Source organism: Mangrovivirga cuniculi (assembly GCF_005166025.1).
GTDB classification, from domain to species: Bacteria; Bacteroidota; Bacteroidia; order Cytophagales; family Cyclobacteriaceae; genus Mangrovivirga; species Mangrovivirga cuniculi.
This window is the reverse complement of the sequence record NZ_CP028923.1, coordinates 4,595,842-4,614,674: the sequence shown is the minus strand read 5'-3', so window position 1 is coordinate 4,614,674 and position 18,833 is coordinate 4,595,842. Positions and strand designations below refer to the sequence as shown.

Sequence of the window (18,833 nt, the reverse complement as noted above, 5' to 3'; positions counted from 1 at the left end):
TAATTATATAGTAAGGGGAATGTTTTCCACAAATATCAGGCTTCGATAGCTAGTTTCTTCTTAGTACTTCTTGGGGATATAGCTTTGTCAGCTATAAGGACATCAAATTGAGTGAATTTTTGTTCTTCTGAAGTAAAAGCTATTTCACCATTTAAAACTTCAACAGCTTTTTTGGTAATATACAGTCCTAAACCATTTCCTTTACCGTATTCAAACCCAACAAAGAACATGTCATAGATCTTGTCCCAAACATCTTTGGAAATACCAGTGCCATTGTCTCTGATAGTAATTTTCACCTTCTTATTTTCCTCTCTTATTTTTATTATAATTTGTGGATCAGGCTTTTTGCTATAGACGCAAAACCGGATTGAATTTTCAATCAGATTTGAAAGAATAATAGAAACCAGTATTGGAGAAATAATATATGTCATACCTGGCTCTATATCTTTTTTTATTCGAATGTTGTTTTCAGAGATTTCCTTTTCAAAAGAATCTAATATAGAATCTACGCTTCCTTCAAAGTCTACTAATTCAGCTGAATCAGGTAAATGAATATGGCTGATCATTTGAAGTTTTTGTAGCAATTCATCCATTTCAAAAGCAGTTTGAGCAGCTTTTTCAAATAAAACCAGGGAATCCCCCTCGAGCGTAAGCTTGGCAATATTGTGCAGCCCCAAAATCGAAGAAAGTGGTCTTCTTAAATTGTGTGCTGAGCGGTAAAGAAACTGATCCAACTCATTATTTATTTTAACAAGTGATTGGGTTTTGTCACTCACTAATTTTTCAAGTTGAGAATTGATTCTGGCAACTTCATTATTTGCTGATTTAAGCTCGTTCTTTTGCCTTATGTAAATTCTGACCAGTAGTACTAAAATGAAAGTGAATATGATGAGTCCAACAAATATTAAAGTAATTTTTAAAAGTTTATTCTGAAACTCTTCCTGTTCTTTTAATCTAAGTTCTTCACTCTTTTTAAGTTGCCCCTGAATGCCTTCCAGGTTTTCTAGTTTAGCTCTTAATTCGTTAATTATCTTCAGATAATCAGATTGATAACCTGTAAACAATTGTTGACTGGTAAGTAAAGCATTCTCAATAGCGTCAACCTCAGCAGCCAGATCTCTTTTTTGGTTCTCGGTTAAGTTGTCGGTTTGTCCACTTAATCGTTCATTTACCCTGCTTAATCTTAGCTGAAAATCATTTTTATTTTGAATAATAGATTCTTGTTCATTTTCGGCACTTCTTTTTAACAATTCAAGCTCTCTTTCTATGGTGGAATTTCCATCCGGAGCTATTTTAGGTTCAGGTCTTTTAGAACTTAGAAAAGAAGATTGTTGATATAGTCTGTAGAATTTTTCATTTATAAGCTTTTTTTCGTCCTTATTAAACGCTTTAATGTCCTGAAGCATTAAGGCCCTGTAAAAACTTTCTATAGTGGTTATGGTGTCAAGAAAAGCTAATTCAGGATTGTCATTATTGATTTCTATATCTTTTTCATCGTTTTCTACTATTTGTTTAGTAGATGGTTTTTCCAGGCTGGTAACTACAAGTTGAGAAGTTTTTGATTCGATTTTATTTGTTGTGACATTATAGCCGGGGACGATTAGCGTATACTGATCTCTTAATTGGCTGTCCTTAGGATATGGTATGGTTACATATCCTTTTTCATTTGATTTCCTGGTGATTTTTTGAGGCCCTTCCAGTATCACTACATTGTTTGCGACAGGATTGTTATCAGAATTTACTAATCTGAAGGTTATTTCTTCGTAATTCTTTTTTCTTAAAATGATTTCTAAAATTCCCCTGGAATAGCTCCATGATTCAGCTTCCAGTTCCGGATTTTTAATTTTGATCTTTTCAGGAGGGAGTGATTCAGAGTCAAGACTTACAAATGCGATTCCTTTACTATTTGTAGGTATATAATCCATTCCTTCAACGGAAACCTCAATATTATCAACGGGATTGAGAGAATTATCTAAAGTATGTACCTGGATGGTAGTTGTTTGTGCATTAATGCTGATTGAAATAATCAATAACAATATAATTTGACGAAGTTTACATCCGCTCAAAAGAATAATATTATCGATTATGGAATGAGTTGACATTTAGTTGATTTTATTATTTACACTAAATAATTCTTTAACAATCACTATTTTATAAGTTGATTGTTCTTCACGGTTTCTGGGAATGTCCAGGTTTATGAGGGCTTCTCCAAGGTATTTATCACTTACTTTTATGTAAAAATCTCCATCATATGGTATGTTTATCTCGAATTGACCATCATTATCACTTTTTGAATTGCTCACTACCTTTTTTCTGTTCTTATCTATCAATAATAGTGTTGCGTTTTTAAGCAATGAAGTGTTCTCATCTACATTATTAAGATCTTTTAATCTTAGAGTCCCTGATATAAGTAGTGGAAAAGATTGAAGAGATATTTTTAAATGGTATATGTCGTCATCGAGAGCATTTTTATTTCGATTAGATGAAAAATATCCCTTCTGCCCTTCATTGAATAACACGAGTCCAAAATCATCAAAATTAGTATTTACCGGATAACCAAGGTTTTTTAAGTTACTGAATTCATTTTCAATTGCTATGACACTATAAATATCCATTCCTCCCAGGCCGGTGTGGCCATCTGAGGTAAAATAAAATGAATTTCCGTTTTTGTAAGGGTAAGATTCATTTCCTTTTGTATTGACTAAAGAACCGAGGTTTACAGGCTTTCCCCATTTTCCGTTATTGAAAGACGAATAGTAAAGATCAAAACCTCCATAACCCCCGGACATATCAGAAGAGAAATATAACTTTTGTTCTGTTGAGTTAAAATAAGGGTGATTTGTAGAATAACCAGGGTTATTTATTGGCAGAGAAATTGGCTCAGACCATTTATCTTTTTTCCTGGTTATCATTACTATTTCTAACCGGGATTTTTTTGCAATAGTAGAAACAGGGCTGTTTTTTGAATAGAAAATAGTGTCACTATTTTCACTTATATAAATATTTCCTTTGTGGTATTTTGATTTGATTCCTTTTAAAAACTCTTTAGGTTTTTCATAGTAGGCCAAATCTAATAGTGAGTCATATTTTTGTTCTGAAATAAACCACCTTAAAAAATTCCTGTTAGTCTGTCCGTCAACTACTTTTAACCCACCATACGTAGGCTGATCGCTCAAATACACAATTCCCTTTTCAGAAATAGAAACACCAAATTCTCTTTGGTCTGTATTGATTGGTAATTTTTTAATTTCATACAAAACAGAATCTTCATATAAAAAGTCCCTGTTTTCTAATTGCCATATTTGTTTAGCGACAAGTTCATTAGATGGATTGGTATTTTGATACTTTTTAAACCAATTGATAGCCTGGTTGTATTTTCCGGCATCAGTTAAGTAATTTCCCAGCATCAACATTTCCGCTGAAGAAAGATTCAAGTTTGTATCAGCATACTTTAAAAGATAATCAGCAGCTTTTAAGGGTGCATCAAGTCCTTTATATGTAATAGCTAGCTTTTTAATTATATTCTTATTTCCAGGGTCAGATTTATTTACATCGAGATATAATAGAAGTGCCTCTTTATAATTCCCTTGATTAAATTCTTTATCAGCTCTTTTCTCATCAGACTTTAATTCTGAAAATATCGTTTGGCCAAAGGAATAATTGACTGATATGATCAAAATAAAACAATATGTAAAAATTCTCTTTTTCATCACCTCGGATTTCTTATACCAGATTTCTTACTATTAAATATATAATTGATCATTAATTCATTAGAGCCTTTCTCAAATATGGAATTTTTGCCTGTTGGGTAATCGAAGGCATACCCGATTTTTAATTGAGGTAGAATTACTGCTTGCATTAAAAAATTTATTGAAGATTGATGCCTGTAGGAAACTCCAAAAGTAAGGACTTCATTTATTTCTGCTTGTAAATTGGCATCATAGGTTACAGGTAGTCCTTTCGTATAGTTAATTAAGACACCCGGATAAATATTCAGATTGTTGGAAACAGTTATTTTGTAATTACTTAAGAGAAAAACACTCGTTTTATCTAGGTAATATGTTAAACTATCTGTTTTTACTTCACCATTAACTGGATAGGAAGGGATTGAAAGACTGAAATTAAATCTATCACTGGTGTAAAGTATACCAAACCCAGCTTCAAACCGTGTTAAATTAAAATCTGCAGAAGAGATTTTTGGATCTAGTGGATTTTGAGCATAAGGTAAAAGACTACTATAATTCGACTGAATATTTTTGATTCCTGTCTGAATACCTAACGCTAAGTACTTTTCTCCTGTGAAGTTTATTCGGTATGAATACGCTGCCAATGCAGTGAAGTTTTTGTGAATTCCAATTCTATCATTGTTAAGGATTATTCCCATTGCACTATTTTGGCTTTTAATAAGTGAATGGGCACTCAGTGTTTGAGAGACTGGCATTCCTTCAATATTAGACCATTGGCTTCGATAAACTGCTGTAAGACTTAATGCATCATCTGATCCTGCATAAGCAGGGTTTATAATGAATTCGTTATTCAAATATTGTGTAAAGGGACCATTCTGAGCAATTGAATAGAAAGAGATATTCAATAGAAATACTAAAAAAGATATCTTACCTATCCGCCTTAAGATCTTATCTGAGAAGCTCCACATAACCCTGAATTTTAATGTTATTACCTATTACAATATTGTAGAAATAAGTGTCAGTAGGAACATCTGCATTATTTCCTGAACTATTGGATTTCCCATTAAAAACAACTGAAGTATTATTATAACCAGTTGCCTCGTAGACCACCCTTCCCCAGCGATCAAAAATCGAAACCCGGTTATCGGGATAGGACTCTATATTTTCAATTATCCAGACATCATTATAAGTGTCGTTGTCAGGAGTGAAAATTTTATAGGGTTTGATGTTGGATGAAACATCCTCCTGAGGTAGAAATTTTACTGTAAACTCTCCCGAAGTACACAGGGCTGGAATACCATCGTCACATACTTCGATATTAACTTTCGAGTATTGTGATTGTAAATCAACAGTTGATATTTCAAGGCATTGATTTGCCTGGGTCCGATTAGTGATCTGACCTCCTGTTGAATTGATAGAATAGTCGTTAATAAAAATATTATCCTGATCTGGGTCCGAGATAACCGGGCAAACTTCAACCCGGTCACTTTTAATTACTTCAAGGGTATCATTTTGTATAATCGGAGGATGGTTGACCACTATGCTGACAGTAAATTCTTCTGTTGTTTTATTTTGAGAATTGTCAGTTGCAGTATATCTGACAAGTGTTTTGCCCTCAGGGAAGTTATCATTTGGTTTATGGCTGGAAAATAAAGTAGCAGCACAATTATCAACAACTGTTGGGTCTGCCCAGGTTACTGCTGAACCTCTTTTATCTGTATTTATAATAATATCATTGGGAATTCCATTGATTACAGGAGGTGTATCATCTTTTACAATAATATCAAAAGAGCAGACACTTGCTCCTTGTATGTCTGTATAAATGTATTCAACGTTAGTTCTGCCTAGAGGAAATATGTCTCCTGAATAGAAGTTTTGTGTTTTTGAGAAGATATTCTCGAAATCACCTTCGGGTTCGTTCCAGAATGCCTGACTTTCACAATTCGAATTTACACTGACAATCACGTCATTCGGACAGTAAGTAATTTCAGGACCTGAAACTCCTTGTACAATAATATTGAATGAGCAAGTCGTAAGATTGTTACTTTCGTCGTAGGCTTTATATGTAACAACATGACTTCCTACATTAAAATAATCACCCGGATTATGTGACCGCTCAACCCTGCTGATTGAGCAATTATCAGTAAATTTTGGTTCAGTCCAGGAAATACTTTGATATCCTTCTCTGTAAATATCGTTTGGGCAAGAGGTATTATAGGATGGGAAAATATTATCTGATACAATTATGGAAAATGAACATGTTGAAGAATTGCCAGCCTCATCCGTTGCAGTATAGGTTACGGTATGAAAGCCTTTTTCAAGAATACTTCCCTTTTCAATATTAGAATTTAAAGTAAAAGTTCCGCTGTTATCGCTTACAATTGGATCACTCCATCCGGCAGTAGCTGTACAACCTGTTTCTGAAGTATAAATTGTTTGATTTCCCGGGCAATATTCAAAAACCGGAGGCTCGGTGTCCGCTTTTTTTATGGCTTCGCTGCCATAGTTGGTAATGCAAAAATCCTCTGAACAATTGCCATCATCTTTACAACTTCCATTATCATTAAATGCAGGGCATGTATTGCCACAATTCATGCATCCACTATTAGTATTGTCGAAATTTGAAAGTACATTGACTGTCCCGATACCTTCCCACTTTAATTCATTAATTTTATTATGAAGATTGCCTTCTACAGTTAAACTTCCATTAATAACAAAGCTTAAGCTACAAGGATTGCCAGCTTCACACTGGCTGTCGGCACTTTCAGCATGCAGGTTTCCTTTGATATAAACATGAACTCCGGAAGGTATGATCACCTGTCCGTTGCCCGAAGAAAATAGTTTTAAGGAACCATCAATAAATATATCTTCCGGAGCGTCAAATGTAAATGAATCACTGGTGCTCAATGAAATATTTTTTCCAAGTTCAAGATTTTGTATTGGTAAAGAGCAAGTATTGGAAATTTTTAGATGTGAATTATTATTGAAGTCAACAATACAATTGCCTTTTACATTCGATTGCAAAAAAAGCGATGTTAATAGAAAGAATACGATCTTTAAAAAGCTATTAAACTTATAATTTGTCATAAAAATTCAAAATGACGGGTAAAATCCCTTCACTCATAAAAAATCCACAAAAAAATATTTATCCCACGAAGACAATATAGAGATAAAATATGAATATTCGAAAAATATATTGAATTAATCTACTTTTTACGATGATAAATAATGTGTGTATTATTTAAATTGAATTAGTTTATGAGTTTTTGATAAGTGGACATTCAGAACAAAATAGCAAGACGTTTATATCATATGTCGAAAGGGTGTTAATTCTAAAAACTAATAAATGCCCCTGAAGTCTTGATTCAATATTTATTTATTATATTCGAAATTATTATTTGAACAACTATATTTCAACGAACCGAAATCAGACATGTCAAAAAATGGATTATTGATTCTCGTAACATCAGTCGCTGCTCTTGGTGGACTACTTTTTGGTTACGATACCGGGGTGATCAATGGCTCCCAGTTTTACTTCACTAAATACTTTGAATTAGATTCCGTAATGCAAGGATGGGTTGTGTCCAGTGCATTAATAGGATGTTTTTTTGGAGCCTTGCTAGCTGGCCCTTCGACTCGGGTTATCGGTAGGAAAATCACTTTGATTATATCGGCAGTCTTATTTACGATGTCTGCCTGGGGATCAGGATTGCCAGAAATTTTACCTGAATCTATTCCATTATTAGTGACATTCAGAATATTAGGAGGTTTAGGTATTGGTCTGGCATCAATGGCAGCGCCAACTTATATCGCTGAGATAGCACCAAAAGATCGTAGAGGTATATTAGTTACTTTTTATCAGTTGGCTATTGTAACCGGTTTCTTCGTAGTATTCCTGGCTACTTATTTTATTGGACAGAATTTTACTCCAACAGAAAATATTGAGGTTGGTTGGAGATGGATGTTCTGGTCAGAGTTAATTCCTTGTTCATTGTTCTTAATATTAACTTTTTTTATTCCTCAAAGTCCGAGATGGTTAGTGCTAGCAGGACGTGAAGATGATGCGTTGAAAGTATTAAACAAACTTCACGAACCGGAAGCCGCACAAAGAGAAATCACAGAAATAAAGCAATCACTTCAAAAAGAACAGTCACTGGAGAAAAAGGAAGTTTCAATTTTTCAGAAGTCTGCTCTTGCGATTATCATTATAGGTTCATTGCTTTCGTTATTCCAGCAATTAACGGGAATAAACGCTGTATTATATTATGGTAGTGATATTTTTGAGAAGGCACTTGGTTTCAAGCAAGAAGATGTATTGGCTCAGCAGATTCTCTTAGCTGCAGTAAACTTCATCTTTACCTTTATCGCAATGTTCACTGTCGATAAACTAGGTAGAAAGCCTCTGATTATTATTGGTAGTTTTGGTATGTTGTTAGGATTCATCATGCTCGGTGGTTCGCTTTATTTGAACCAGGTAGGCCTGGTGTCATTAATCGGAGTATTGATGTTCATTGGTTCATTCGCAATGAGTATGGGTCCTGTGACCTGGGTTCTTCTATCAGAAATGTTTCCTAATAAAATCAGAAGTATTGCTATGTCTATAGCAGTGGCTGTGCAATGGGCCGGTAACTACCTGGTTTCTCAGACCTTCCCAATTATTGCCAACAGTGAAGTAAATGTTGAAGGCCCATGGAATAAATCACTTCCTTATTTCATATTTTCGATTTGCATAATCTTATTGATATTGTTTACCAGGAAATTTATTATTGAAACTAAAGGCCGTAGTCTGGAAGAACTTGAAGATATCTGGGCTGAGAAATACGGTAAGATTGAATAAAAGATTATTACTTTTAATAGAATTAGCCTTGTCTTTTTGACAGGGCTTTTTTATTGGATAACGATTTCTTCGCAATATGAAGTTCCTTGAGGGCATTCAGGTGTTTCAGCTGTCATGCACATATTATAAGTGCCCTGAGTAAATTGGTAGAAAAACTGATTGTCTCCATTACCATCTTCAAATTCGGATGCTAACAAATCGCCGTTTTGGTAAAGTTCCCAGCTGTAACCTATGCTGTTCATTTGAGCGAAATCAGCCATAAACGTATAGTTGTTTTCGGTAGAATCACTCACGTTAAAGAAAAGCTGAGGGCATGGATCTTCGACAAAAATCGTTTCGCAATACTCTGTACCCAACATGCAATCATCGGTACTTGCAGCTATGCAAACTGTATATTCACCTGGTTCGAAAGTTCTCGTTAATTGATTGTCACCCTGATAGTCAACTCCATCATTTTCTATAAATTCCCCGTTTATATACCATTGATATCCCGGTATACTATCGACTTGAGGAAAATCTGCAATAAAGGTATAATTAGTTATGTTATCTGTTCTGGTTGTAAATGACAACTGAGGACAGCCCTCACAATTATTAAGAAGGTTTAATACCTCGAATTCATTATTAAAAACTATTACAGAGTCTAAGCTGTAAATCAATAAATTTTGTGGAAAATTCAGACTCAAAGGGGTATTTTCAGGTTTTCTGTCTATAAAATCGAGAAACTGACCGGCATTTTCAAATAGTGTATCATTTGCCCTGGCAGGGTATCCAAAATCAAAGCACTGGAGGAATTTATTTAAAAAATCTTCTTCGAATGTTTTTATGCCGATTTCATTAAGAAAATTATTAAACTCCGATTCATTATTTATAACCCTGATGGTTCCAGCTACATCAATTTCTGCTGGAAATTTGATTTCACTTACATAAAAATCAGCAGATTGGCCTTGCAAAACCGAATTTAGCCCTTGTTCATCGATGATCTCAACGATAACTCCGTTGGTGTAGGTTACATAGATGGGGAAAACAAAGGTGATTCCATTGTCAGCGATTCCTTCGAATGGATCATTATATGCATTTAAAAAGGTGAGCAAGGCAGTACTTTCTGTGGTTTGGATATCTTGCTGAGGTTGAAGATCAAGATCATTATCCACGCACGAATATAACGTGATAATTGCTGTGAGCAACAGGATAATATTTGTAATTGATCTTTTCATAAAGTTAAGCAAGCACCAAGATAATATTTATTGACAATTCGGGCCTTATATAAAGAAGAAAATAAAGGCCGCCGGGATCAGAAGCGGCCTTCGAATTATGAACAAAAAAGCAACTTAAAATCTAATCTCTTCACACGTTTGGTAATTGTCACAATCACCATCTACTTGTTTCAGACATACTACGTAATCATCATCAGGCTGGAAGTACAAGGTGAATGTATGCCCGCTTTCACTACCGGCCTGCCTGGTTTTACCTCCCTGGTAATCTCCGTTGATGTAAACAGACCAGCTGTAAGTTATTGAATCTCTATCCTGGAAATCTGCCGTAAAAGTATAAGTTGAATCATTATCGTCTTTTGCATAACTAAAACGCAGGTCTCTGCATTCAGCTACCGTTCCCGACGAATCATTAGGAGTATCATCAAATTGAATAGTATAATTTTCACAATAACTAATGCTTTCAGGGCACTCTGGAGTTTCTGTGATAAGACAAACTTCATAAGTTCCCTCAGATTCGAATATATAATTGAGGTAGTTGTCACCATCATGCTGATATCCCTCGCTTTCAACAATTTCCCCATTGACCATCCAGCCATACCATGCAAGTGTATCTGGATTGCTGATTTCTGCAAAAAATTCATAGTTTCTCGAGCTAATGATGTTTTTTGTGAATGAAAGGTTTGGGCAACCATAGTTAATGGGATCATAGGTGATAGATTCACAAAAGGTAAGCTCACTGCATTCATCGGTATTCGCTTTAATGCATACTCTGTGCTGGCCAGGATTAAACTGCCAATAAAGTGTGTCTGATGTGGAGTCCACTGCGATTTGTCCGACAGGCTCACCGTCAACATACCACAAAAAGGGTGTTTCATCTATTCCTTCAAAATCTGCTGTGAAAACATAAACACCAAAAGAATCATGTTCATAGGTGAAATGTAGTTCAGGACACTCTGTGCTGTCCGAAGATGTTGAGTCATTGTCAACAACACCATTATCTTCGTTTGGATCGTCACCATTTACCGGTTCGCTTTCTTCAAAACAGGCTGTTGCCAGTAAAAGTAGAAATGCTGTAAAATAAGCTGGAATTCTAAAGTTAGTCTTCATTTTAATAATTTTTTATGGGTTGAAAAAATATGGGATTCCCCGTTTTGCCATTAAGACGCATGAACCATATCCATACCCTACCCCCTCAACTAAAAAAAATTAAATGATTTGAGAAAAAAGTAAAATCGTATAGCTTTAGGTTTCAATTATGCCTGAGAAAAAAAGATCTGTATGTGATGAAAAGAATTTTGATTCTCTTTTTAAAGAGGAGGCAAGATCTCTGTTTTCTTATTTAAGTTATCGGTTTGGAGATAAAGAACAGGCAAATGATGCAGTCCAGGATGCCTTTGTGAAGCTCTGGCAAAAATGCGCAGAGATTCCATACGAAAAGGCAAAAGGATTTTTGTATACGGCAGCCAGTAACCTGATGACAAGCGTAAAGCGGCACGAACAAGTCAAATTAAAATACTATGAAAAGGTCTCTAAAATCGATTCGGATAAGGAAAACAACGTATCGCCAGAATACCTGATCATTGAAAAAGAATATATGGATCACTTAACCGAAGCGATAAATAACCTGCCGGATCGACAACGTACAGCCTATCTTCTCAACAGGGTAGAAAAAAAGACTTATAAAGAAATTGCAGAAATTATGGAGGTCAGCCCAAAGGCAATTGAAAAATTAATGCACAAAGCGTTAATTAAGATTAAAAAAATTCTGGATGAGGGGGTAGGGTAAATAAGGTCCTGTTCGTTATTATTATAAGCAGATAAAATATGAGTGAAAATTTTGACGATACATTTCTGGCCCGCTGGCTAAACAATGAACTCACCGAAGAGGAGAGAAAAGCTTTTGAAGAAAGTGAGGATTTTAAAAAATATCAGAAGATAATCGCCGCTACTGAAAATATTGAGCGTGAATCTTTTGACGAAGAAATGGTATTGCAAAAAATTAAAGCTCAAACATCACAAAAAGCCAGTGTTTCAGGTAAAACAACATCAGTGTGGTGGTGGAGTGCCGCTGCTGCAGTAGCAATAATCTTTGCTGCATTTTTATTCTTTTACCATCCCACCACAGAAATAAAAACAGGGTATGGCGAAATTTCTGAAGTGGTATTGCCTGATGGCTCAAAGGTAATGGTCAATGCAAACTCGCAGATAGAATTTAATGAAGATAAATGGAATGAGAATCGGGTGGTTACTCTTAATGGAGAAGCTTTCTTTGATGTCGAAAAGGGTATGAAATTCACAGTTTCAACATCATCAGGCCAGGTGTCTGTATTGGGGACGGAGTTTAATGTATCTCAGCTTAATGGCTATTTTTTCGTAGCCTGTTATGAAGGGCGGGTTCTGGTCGAATCAGGAGCAAAAAGTATTGAGCTAAGTCCGGGAATGATGGTGCAGATTAGTGATGATAAGGTAAATCAAAAGAATACGGATTTGAATTCACCGGCCTGGTTGTCTGATTACAGTGAGTTTGATAATGCACCGATCAATTATGTTTTTCTAACCCTTGAAAATCAATATGGAGTTAAAGTCAGAGCAGAAAATATTTCTGAAGAACTAACATTTAGCGGTCGTTTTCCTAATGATGATTTGAATACTGCGCTGGAAATTATATCTGGTTCACTTGGAATTGAATACGAACAAAAACAAGGTGAAATAATTTTTACAGGAAATTAATGAGAGTATTTTTTGCTATTTGCCTTCTTGTAACTTCGATTTGTTGTGTCTGCGGGCAATCGGAAACTTCTCAGGTATCTGAAGTAAAGCTCGAAACAGTTCTTTCCGACCTGCAAAGCATTCACCAGGTTCGGTTTTCTTATATCGATTCGGTTATTACTGACAAAACAATAGAACCGATTAGCTACGAAGGTCAACGTCTCCAAGATATAATATGGAGACTGGAACGGGTGTTAACTCTTAATTTCATAAGGGTGAATGAAAATAATATCGTTATCAGACCTTTTGCAGATGAAGATAAGGTAGAAGTATGTGGTTATTTGAAAGACGATCTCGGCGAACCTGTATATAATGCTTTTCTTAAAATAAAAGGACAAAAGAAATCCACTCAAAGCGATAAGCGAGGATATTTTGAATTTAACGAGGTTCACTTCGGTGGTGAAATATCTATTCAACATTTAGGGTTTGCGAAAACTGAATTATCTGTAAAAAATATTTATCAAAATGAATGTCCTGAAATAAACCTGGATGACCAGGTAAATAAATTACCTGAATTAGTTTATAGTGATTTCCTGGTTGGGGGAATGTCTAAAGTCAATAACGAAATAATTCTTAAGCCCGACGAACTTGGAACATTACCGGGACTAATCGAGCCGGATATTTTGCAGAGTATCCAACAATTGCCGGGAGTAAACGGGCCTTTTGAGACAGCATCCGGAATATATGTTAGGGGAACATCTCCTGATATGAACCTGGTGAAGTGGAATGGAATAAAGACTTACAACCAAAGCCATTTTTTCGGAATGCTTTCAGCTTTTAATCCGTATGTTATTGAGGAAGTGTTGTTTGTAAAAAACGGCGTAAGTCCTGAATACGGAGATCGAATTTCAGGAGTGATCGATTTGAAGTCAGATAAAGAAATAAATGATGAATTCAAAGGCAGTGCCGGCTTAAATATGATCTACGGGGATGTTAATTTTAATATTCCGGTAATAAAAAATAAATTGTCAGCAACAGTTTCAGCTCGCCGGTCTTTTAACGATTACCTGGAGACATTTACCTATGATAGCTATTCCAAAAGGGTATTTCAAAATACAAAGATTGGGGAGTTGCCTGCTTCAACAAATCAAACTTCTGATAATAAATTTTATTTTAATGACTTTACTACAGGAATAAACTACCAGGTAGATAATAAAAATAAGATTACTTTCAATTCGCTTTATACTGAAAATGACCTTCAATTTCAGTCCGATGATCAGGATGTCAGGTATACTGATTTTCTTAATACCAAAAATGAGGGATACAATCTCGAATGGCTACATAAAGCCTCAGGTTTCGAACTCGGGATAGAGGGGTATTATACTGGTTATTTGCTTAATTATCAGTTTAAACGCCAGCTTACCTCTGTAATTGAAAGTTCTTTTAAGAACAATTCCATCGATGATCAAGGGATTAATAGTTTTGTCAAATTTAATTTAAACGATAATTCCGAATTAAAAGCCGGATACCAGTTTGCCAATACTAGGGTTCAATACCAGTTTAAAAATTCAGGACCTGGCTATAACCTGATTTTGGATCAGGCAGATGAAACATTAAATACTCACTCTCTTTTTGGGCAATATGAATTGAAGGCAAATAAATCTTCTGTATCGGCCGGAATCAGGATTAATCATTATACCGAACTTAATCAAACGTATTTTGAGCCTCGAATTGCGCTGGAGCAGAGTTTAGCCAATGATTTTTATTTTAATGCAACTGCAGAATATCGAACCCAAACAGTGAGTCAGATACGCGAATCAGTGGTCAGTGATCTTTCATTAGAAAATCAAATCTGGTCAATGGCTTCAACGGACGGCTTCCCTGTGATTGAATCCTACCAGTTTTCTACCGGCTTTGCATATGACAATAAGGGTTGGCTAATTGATATCGAAGGGTATTACCGGGAAATAGATAATATAACTACTCTGACATTTGGATTCCTGAATCCGACAGACAATCAATTCAGGCTGGGGAGTAGCAGTATCAGGGGATCAGATGTGTTGATAAAAAAACAGATTGGCCAGTTCAGGTCATGGGCCAGCTATTCGTATTTGTTTAGTGAAAATAAGTTTATGGGATTAAATGATGATCAGCCTTTCCCTGGTAACTGGAATATTGAGCATACTTTAAAATGGACAGCCTATTATAAATTAAGAGACTGGGAATTCTCATTGGGCTGGACCTGGCATACGGGTAAAACCTTTACAAATGTCACTGTGGAGGATGATGGTGCCGGACCATTACTAATAAATTATGGAAGTTTAAACGGCAGGAATTTACCAGTCTATCACCGACTTGATTTTTCTATAATTTATGAGTTTTATACCGGTAAGAAAAATAATCTCAGGTACCGAGTAGGAGCATCAGTATTAAACCTATATGATCGGGAAAACCTGCTAAACCGTGAGTTTCGAACCACTCCCGGGATAGATAATCAGTTAATCGACAATCGAATTTATGGATTGGGTATAACGCCTAATTTGTCATTTAGAGTTTTTTGGTGACCGGAAACAGCAAGCTGTTTATTTTTACCACAGATCCTTTACCCTGACACCGAGGTAGGAAGTCGTCAAGGGAACGCAAAGAACACAGAGAAAACCTCTATTCACACTCCCGTTCTTCATACTCAACCTCTCCGCCCGCCCTGGTACGGGTCCCCAAATACCGGAACTTACTACGTACAGGAATATATACCTTAAGTGATATCTTAAGCCACATTCTATTCCCAACCAATAACTTTATAACAAATCACTAATCACCTCAACCAACTGCCCTAAACAGACAGATATCTCTCTTACTTTGCGATTGCAACACTCATTTTAAATGTCATATAATGATTATTGAGACTATCTTTAAATCTGGTCACCGATCGATATGACGATGTAGGGTGATGATAGGATGTTTGACCAAAGGTGCCATTTTCACAGGATCCTTCCCCCTCTCCGCCCTCAATTCTCACTCTGCCATCGCCCTGGTACGTGTCCTCACGTACCAGAATCAAAAGCCACATACTAATCCTAACCAATAACTTTATAACAAATCACTAATAACCATAACCAACTGCCTTCCCACCCTCGCTCTCAATCTCACTCTTTCTCGCCCTGGTACGTGTCCCCACGTACCGGAATACCCCACGAAACGGAATCAACTTTGAGCTATATTCTAATCCTAGCCAATAACTTAATAACCAAATAACTAATAACTAAATGCCCAATAACCAAATATTACAATTCAACAAACCAATAACCTTTTACTAATCATCTAATAACTCATTCCCTTGCTTTGCAAAAAAATGTTAATAAAACGGTAATAAGGTGAAATATGATTTATGAGAATATTTTTTAATATTTGTCAAGGAAAATGTTGAAACGCTTTAATTCAAAGTGTTACGACCTATGCCCTTCCTTTTTGCAGGCAAATGATCTCGATAATCTAATGTTAAGAAATTGTTAACAATGTCGGGATGTTTTTAAAGAAAGATAACCTTAACAAACATGACACTTAATGTCGGGAAATTATCTTTGTCGCCGAATTATTCAAACCAAACTATAACTATTATGATTAAACGTTTACTCGTTTTAGCATTCGTGTTTGCCTCACTAACCGCATTCGGGCAGACCGGAAAAATCACCGGAAAGCTGATTGACAGTGAAACCGGAGAAGGGTTGCTTGGTGCCAATGTAGTTGTTGCAGGAACTACTACAGGTGCTATAGCAGACCTTGATGGTAATTTCACAATTGATAATGTTCCAGCGGGAGATAAAACCCTTGATATTTCTTATATAGGGTATGAAACTAAAAAAATTGATGTAACAGTACCAGAAGGAGGAACTGTAAATGTCGGGACAATTAAACTCGAACTTGCAGCAGTAGGATTAAGTGAAGTACAGGTAATAGCTTCAGTTGCTGTAGATAGAAAAACTCCTGTTGCTGTTTCTACTATTAAGTCAAAAGAAATCCAGCAAAAAGTTGGAAACCAGGAATTTCCTGAAATACTTAGAAATACACCTTCTATTTATGTAACAAAACAAGGTGGTGGATTTGGAGATTCTAGAATTAACGTAAGAGGATTTGATCAGAGAAACGTAGCAGTGATGATCAACGGTATTCCGGTTAATGATATGGAAAACGGTTGGGTTTATTGGTCAAATTGGGCTGGATTATCTGATGTAACTTCTTCAATGCAGGTTCAAAGAGGTCTTGGAGCATCAAAACTAGCAGTACCTTCTGTAGGTGGGTCAATTAACATAATTACAAACGCAGCCGAAATGGATAAGGGAGGGAATGCTTCTGTGTCTTTCGGTAATGATGGGTATCAAAAATATGGTTTAATGTATTCTACTGGCCTTATGGAAAATGGCTTTGCATTATCGGTACAGGGGACACATACAAGAGGTGATGGATATGTAGATGGAACGCAATTTAGAGGTTGGTCTTATTTTTTATCAATGGCCAAAGTTTTTAATGAAAAGCACTCTTTACATTTCACAGCATTTGGAGCTCCACAGCAACACAATCAACGAGCATTTGCAAACCCATATTCTGCATATCAGGAATATGGGATAAGGTATAATTCGGAATGGGGATACCTAGATGGAGAAGAATTTAGCATGGAAGATAATTTTTATCATAAACCACAAATTTCATTAAATCATTATTGGGATATAAATAAAAGAACTTCATTATCTACTTCGACATATGTATCCTTCGGAAGAGGTGGAGGATCTGGTGAAAGAGGAGAAATTAATGATTCTGAATATTATCAATTGCCAAAGACAGAAAACGGACTATTAAGGATTGATGATATAGTTGCATGGAATCAAGGTGAGTCTGTTCCAGATTTTGGTGATGATAATACGACTTGGTTAGGGCCTGATAATGACCCTAATTATAGTGGTCCTTTTGCAGGGCAGTATGTTGAAAATGCAAGAAGTGGCCCAGGTATTTTCAAAAGGGCATCAATGAATGAACATAATTGGTATGGAGTCATTTCAAACTTAACCCATCAAATTAATGATAATTGGAATTTTGTTGGAGGGTTGGATTTTAGACATTATAGAGGATTACACTATAGGAGAGTAGAAGACTTAATGGGGCTTGATGCAACTTATGATATTTACGATAGAAATAACCCTTCTCGATATATTACAGCTGAGGGAAGAGATGATGATAATGTTATTTTCTATAATAACGTTGGGGTTGTATCTTGGTTAGGATTGTATTCTCAAATTGAATATACAAAAGATAAAATATCAGCATTCGCTTCATTTTCAGGCTCAAATCAAGGGTTTAGAAGAATAGATTATTTTAACTATCTAGATAGTGATCCTGAACAAAAAACCGACTGGCAAAATTTCTTAGGAGGAACAGTAAAAGCAGGAGTTAATTACCTCATAAATGATCATCATAATGTTTATATGAATGGAGGGTATTTTAGTCGTCAACCTATTTTCGATAACGTTTTCCCAACATTCGATAATACAATTAATGATGACGCGGCGAATCAGTCGGTTAATGCTTTGGAAATTGGATATGGTTTCAGAAGCAAGATGTTTTCTGCTAATTTAAACCTGTATAGAACCCAATGGGGTAATAGACAATTTAGTATAACTAGGGTTGATTTTGATAATGATGGTGATGATAATGATAGAGCAATATTTGATGATGTAGAACAATTACATCAGGGAATTGAATTAGACTTTACTGCTAATCCTGTAAAAGGATTAAGCATTAACGGAATGGTTTCTCTGGGTGATTGGGTTTATTCAAATAATTTTGAAGCGCTGGTTCTTAATGAAGCTAATGAAGTTATCGGATCAGATGTTAGCTTATTTATGGAAGATGTTAAAGTAGCTGATGCAGCCCAGACAACATTTTCAATTGGAGCTACCTATGAAATTATAAGAGGCGCAAAAATTTATGCTAATTATTTTTATGCTGATGATGTATATGCTCGATTTGATTTAGAGGATTTTACTGAACCAGGAAATCAGGTATGGGAAATTCCTTCATACGGATTAATGGATGCAGGTTTTTCTTATAATTTTAATATCAATAAGTTAGATTTTACCTGGACATTTAACGTCAATAACTTATTAAATGAGGAGTATATATCTGAAGCATTTACAAATAATTTGACAGATGATCCTTCTCGTGTTATACCAGGTACAGCAAATGCAGATATCTCAAATAGAGTTTATTTTGGCTGGGGTCGTTCTTGGAACACCGGACTGAAGATGAGATTCTAATCTCCTCAAAATAAATATTTTAAAAGGCTGTCAATTTTGACGGCCTTTTTTATTTTTGCATTGCGTAACTTTCTTTCGA

Annotated in this window: 12 protein-coding genes; 5 read left to right on the top strand and 7 right to left on the bottom strand. The window is 35.6% G+C overall.

Annotated elements, in window-relative coordinates; all coding sequences use genetic code 11:
- Positions 1 to 35: 35 nt before the first annotated feature.
- From DCC35_RS20295 to DCC35_RS20280, 4 genes are read right to left on the bottom strand one after another with little or no spacing between them, the layout of a single operon-like run.
- A complete protein-coding gene (locus tag DCC35_RS20295; RefSeq protein WP_137092533.1) occupies positions 36 to 2,102 on the bottom strand; it encodes a sensor histidine kinase in 2,067 nt (688 codons plus the stop codon).
- On the bottom strand, positions 2,103 to 3,710 hold the full coding sequence (locus tag DCC35_RS20290; RefSeq protein ID WP_137092532.1) for a tetratricopeptide repeat protein: 1,608 nt from the start codon (positions 3,708 to 3,710) through the stop codon (positions 2,103 to 2,105).
- Positions 3,710 to 4,654 carry a PorP/SprF family type IX secretion system membrane protein gene (locus DCC35_RS20285; RefSeq protein ID WP_137092531.1) on the bottom strand — a complete coding sequence of 315 codons (945 nt, stop codon included), beginning with the start codon at positions 4,652 to 4,654 and terminating at the stop codon, positions 3,710 to 3,712. Before DCC35_RS20285 ends, DCC35_RS20290 begins: the two co-directional genes overlap by 1 nt.
- Positions 4,635 to 6,710, bottom strand: coding sequence for an HYR domain-containing protein (locus DCC35_RS20280; protein WP_175402887.1), 2,076 nt, complete (start codon positions 6,708 to 6,710; stop codon positions 4,635 to 4,637). The genes DCC35_RS20285 and DCC35_RS20280 overlap by 20 nt, the downstream gene beginning before the upstream one ends.
- 409 nt (positions 6,711 to 7,119) lie before the next feature.
- Here DCC35_RS20280 and DCC35_RS20275 point away from each other — a divergent pair, with 409 nt between their 5' ends.
- Positions 7,120 to 8,523 carry a sugar porter family MFS transporter gene (locus DCC35_RS20275; RefSeq protein ID WP_137092529.1) on the top strand — a complete coding sequence of 468 codons (1,404 nt, stop codon included), beginning with the start codon at positions 7,120 to 7,122 and terminating at the stop codon, positions 8,521 to 8,523.
- Positions 8,524 to 8,573: 50 nt separating this feature from the next.
- On the opposite strand, the gene DCC35_RS20270 is transcribed toward DCC35_RS20275, so the two are convergent.
- Positions 8,574 to 9,737, bottom strand: a complete 1,164-nt coding sequence (locus DCC35_RS20270) for a hypothetical protein (RefSeq protein ID WP_137092528.1) — start codon at positions 9,735 to 9,737, stop codon at positions 8,574 to 8,576.
- Between the two features lie 114 nt (positions 9,738 to 9,851).
- Positions 9,852 to 10,844: a hypothetical protein gene (locus DCC35_RS20265; protein WP_137092527.1), complete on the bottom strand. Its 993-nt coding sequence runs from the start codon at positions 10,842 to 10,844 to the stop codon at positions 9,852 to 9,854.
- A 148-nt stretch (positions 10,845 to 10,992) separates the two neighbouring features.
- Between DCC35_RS20265 and DCC35_RS20260 the strand changes: the two genes are divergently transcribed.
- The 3 genes from DCC35_RS20260 to DCC35_RS20250 are packed head-to-tail and all read left to right on the top strand — an operon-like array spanning position 10,993 to position 15,010.
- Positions 10,993 to 11,523: an RNA polymerase sigma factor gene (locus tag DCC35_RS20260; protein WP_137092526.1), complete on the top strand. Its 531-nt coding sequence runs from the start codon at positions 10,993 to 10,995 to the stop codon at positions 11,521 to 11,523.
- 38 nt (positions 11,524 to 11,561) lie between these two features.
- Positions 11,562 to 12,467 (top strand): FecR family protein, encoded by a 906-nt coding sequence (locus DCC35_RS20255; RefSeq protein WP_137092525.1) that lies wholly within the window; start codon positions 11,562 to 11,564, stop codon positions 12,465 to 12,467.
- On the top strand, positions 12,467 to 15,010 hold the full coding sequence (locus DCC35_RS20250) for a TonB-dependent receptor (RefSeq protein ID WP_137092524.1): 2,544 nt from the start codon (positions 12,467 to 12,469) through the stop codon (positions 15,008 to 15,010). Before DCC35_RS20255 ends, DCC35_RS20250 begins: the two co-directional genes overlap by 1 nt.
- A 290-nt stretch (positions 15,011 to 15,300) precedes the next feature.
- On the opposite strand, the gene DCC35_RS20245 is transcribed toward DCC35_RS20250, so the two are convergent.
- Positions 15,301 to 15,516, bottom strand: coding sequence for a hypothetical protein (locus DCC35_RS20245; RefSeq protein ID WP_137092523.1), 216 nt, complete (start codon positions 15,514 to 15,516; stop codon positions 15,301 to 15,303).
- Positions 15,517 to 16,063: 547 nt separating this feature from the next.
- Here DCC35_RS20245 and DCC35_RS20240 point away from each other — a divergent pair.
- Complete coding sequence (locus DCC35_RS20240) at positions 16,064 to 18,754, top strand: TonB-dependent receptor (protein WP_137092522.1); 2,691 nt, start codon at positions 16,064 to 16,066, stop codon at positions 18,752 to 18,754.
- Positions 18,755 to 18,833 lie beyond the last annotated feature (79 nt).

What these genes read in the sequence shown, in the direction of transcription:
- DCC35_RS20295 (WP_137092533.1), bottom strand. Translation starts at nt 2,102, where the DNA reads ATGTCAACTCATTCCATAATCGATAATATTATTCTTTTGAGCGGATGT.
- DCC35_RS20290 (WP_137092532.1), bottom strand. Translation starts at nt 3,710, where the DNA reads ATGAAAAAGAGAATTTTTACATATTGTTTTATTTTGATCATATCAGTC.
- DCC35_RS20285 (WP_137092531.1), bottom strand. Translation starts at nt 4,654, where the DNA reads ATGTGGAGCTTCTCAGATAAGATCTTAAGGCGGATAGGTAAGATATCT.
- DCC35_RS20275 (WP_137092529.1), top strand. Translation starts at nt 7,120, where the DNA reads ATGTCAAAAAATGGATTATTGATTCTCGTAACATCAGTCGCTGCTCTT.
- DCC35_RS20270 (WP_137092528.1), bottom strand. Translation starts at nt 9,737, where the DNA reads ATGAAAAGATCAATTACAAATATTATCCTGTTGCTCACAGCAATTATC.
- DCC35_RS20265 (WP_137092527.1), bottom strand. Translation starts at nt 10,844, where the DNA reads ATGAAGACTAACTTTAGAATTCCAGCTTATTTTACAGCATTTCTACTT.
- DCC35_RS20260 (WP_137092526.1), top strand. Translation starts at nt 10,993, where the DNA reads ATGCCTGAGAAAAAAAGATCTGTATGTGATGAAAAGAATTTTGATTCT.
- DCC35_RS20255 (WP_137092525.1), top strand. Translation starts at nt 11,562, where the DNA reads ATGAGTGAAAATTTTGACGATACATTTCTGGCCCGCTGGCTAAACAAT.
- DCC35_RS20250 (WP_137092524.1), top strand. Translation starts at nt 12,467, where the DNA reads ATGAGAGTATTTTTTGCTATTTGCCTTCTTGTAACTTCGATTTGTTGT.
- DCC35_RS20245 (WP_137092523.1), bottom strand. Translation starts at nt 15,516, where the DNA reads ATGTGGCTTTTGATTCTGGTACGTGAGGACACGTACCAGGGCGATGGC.
- DCC35_RS20240 (WP_137092522.1), top strand. Translation starts at nt 16,064, where the DNA reads ATGATTAAACGTTTACTCGTTTTAGCATTCGTGTTTGCCTCACTAACC.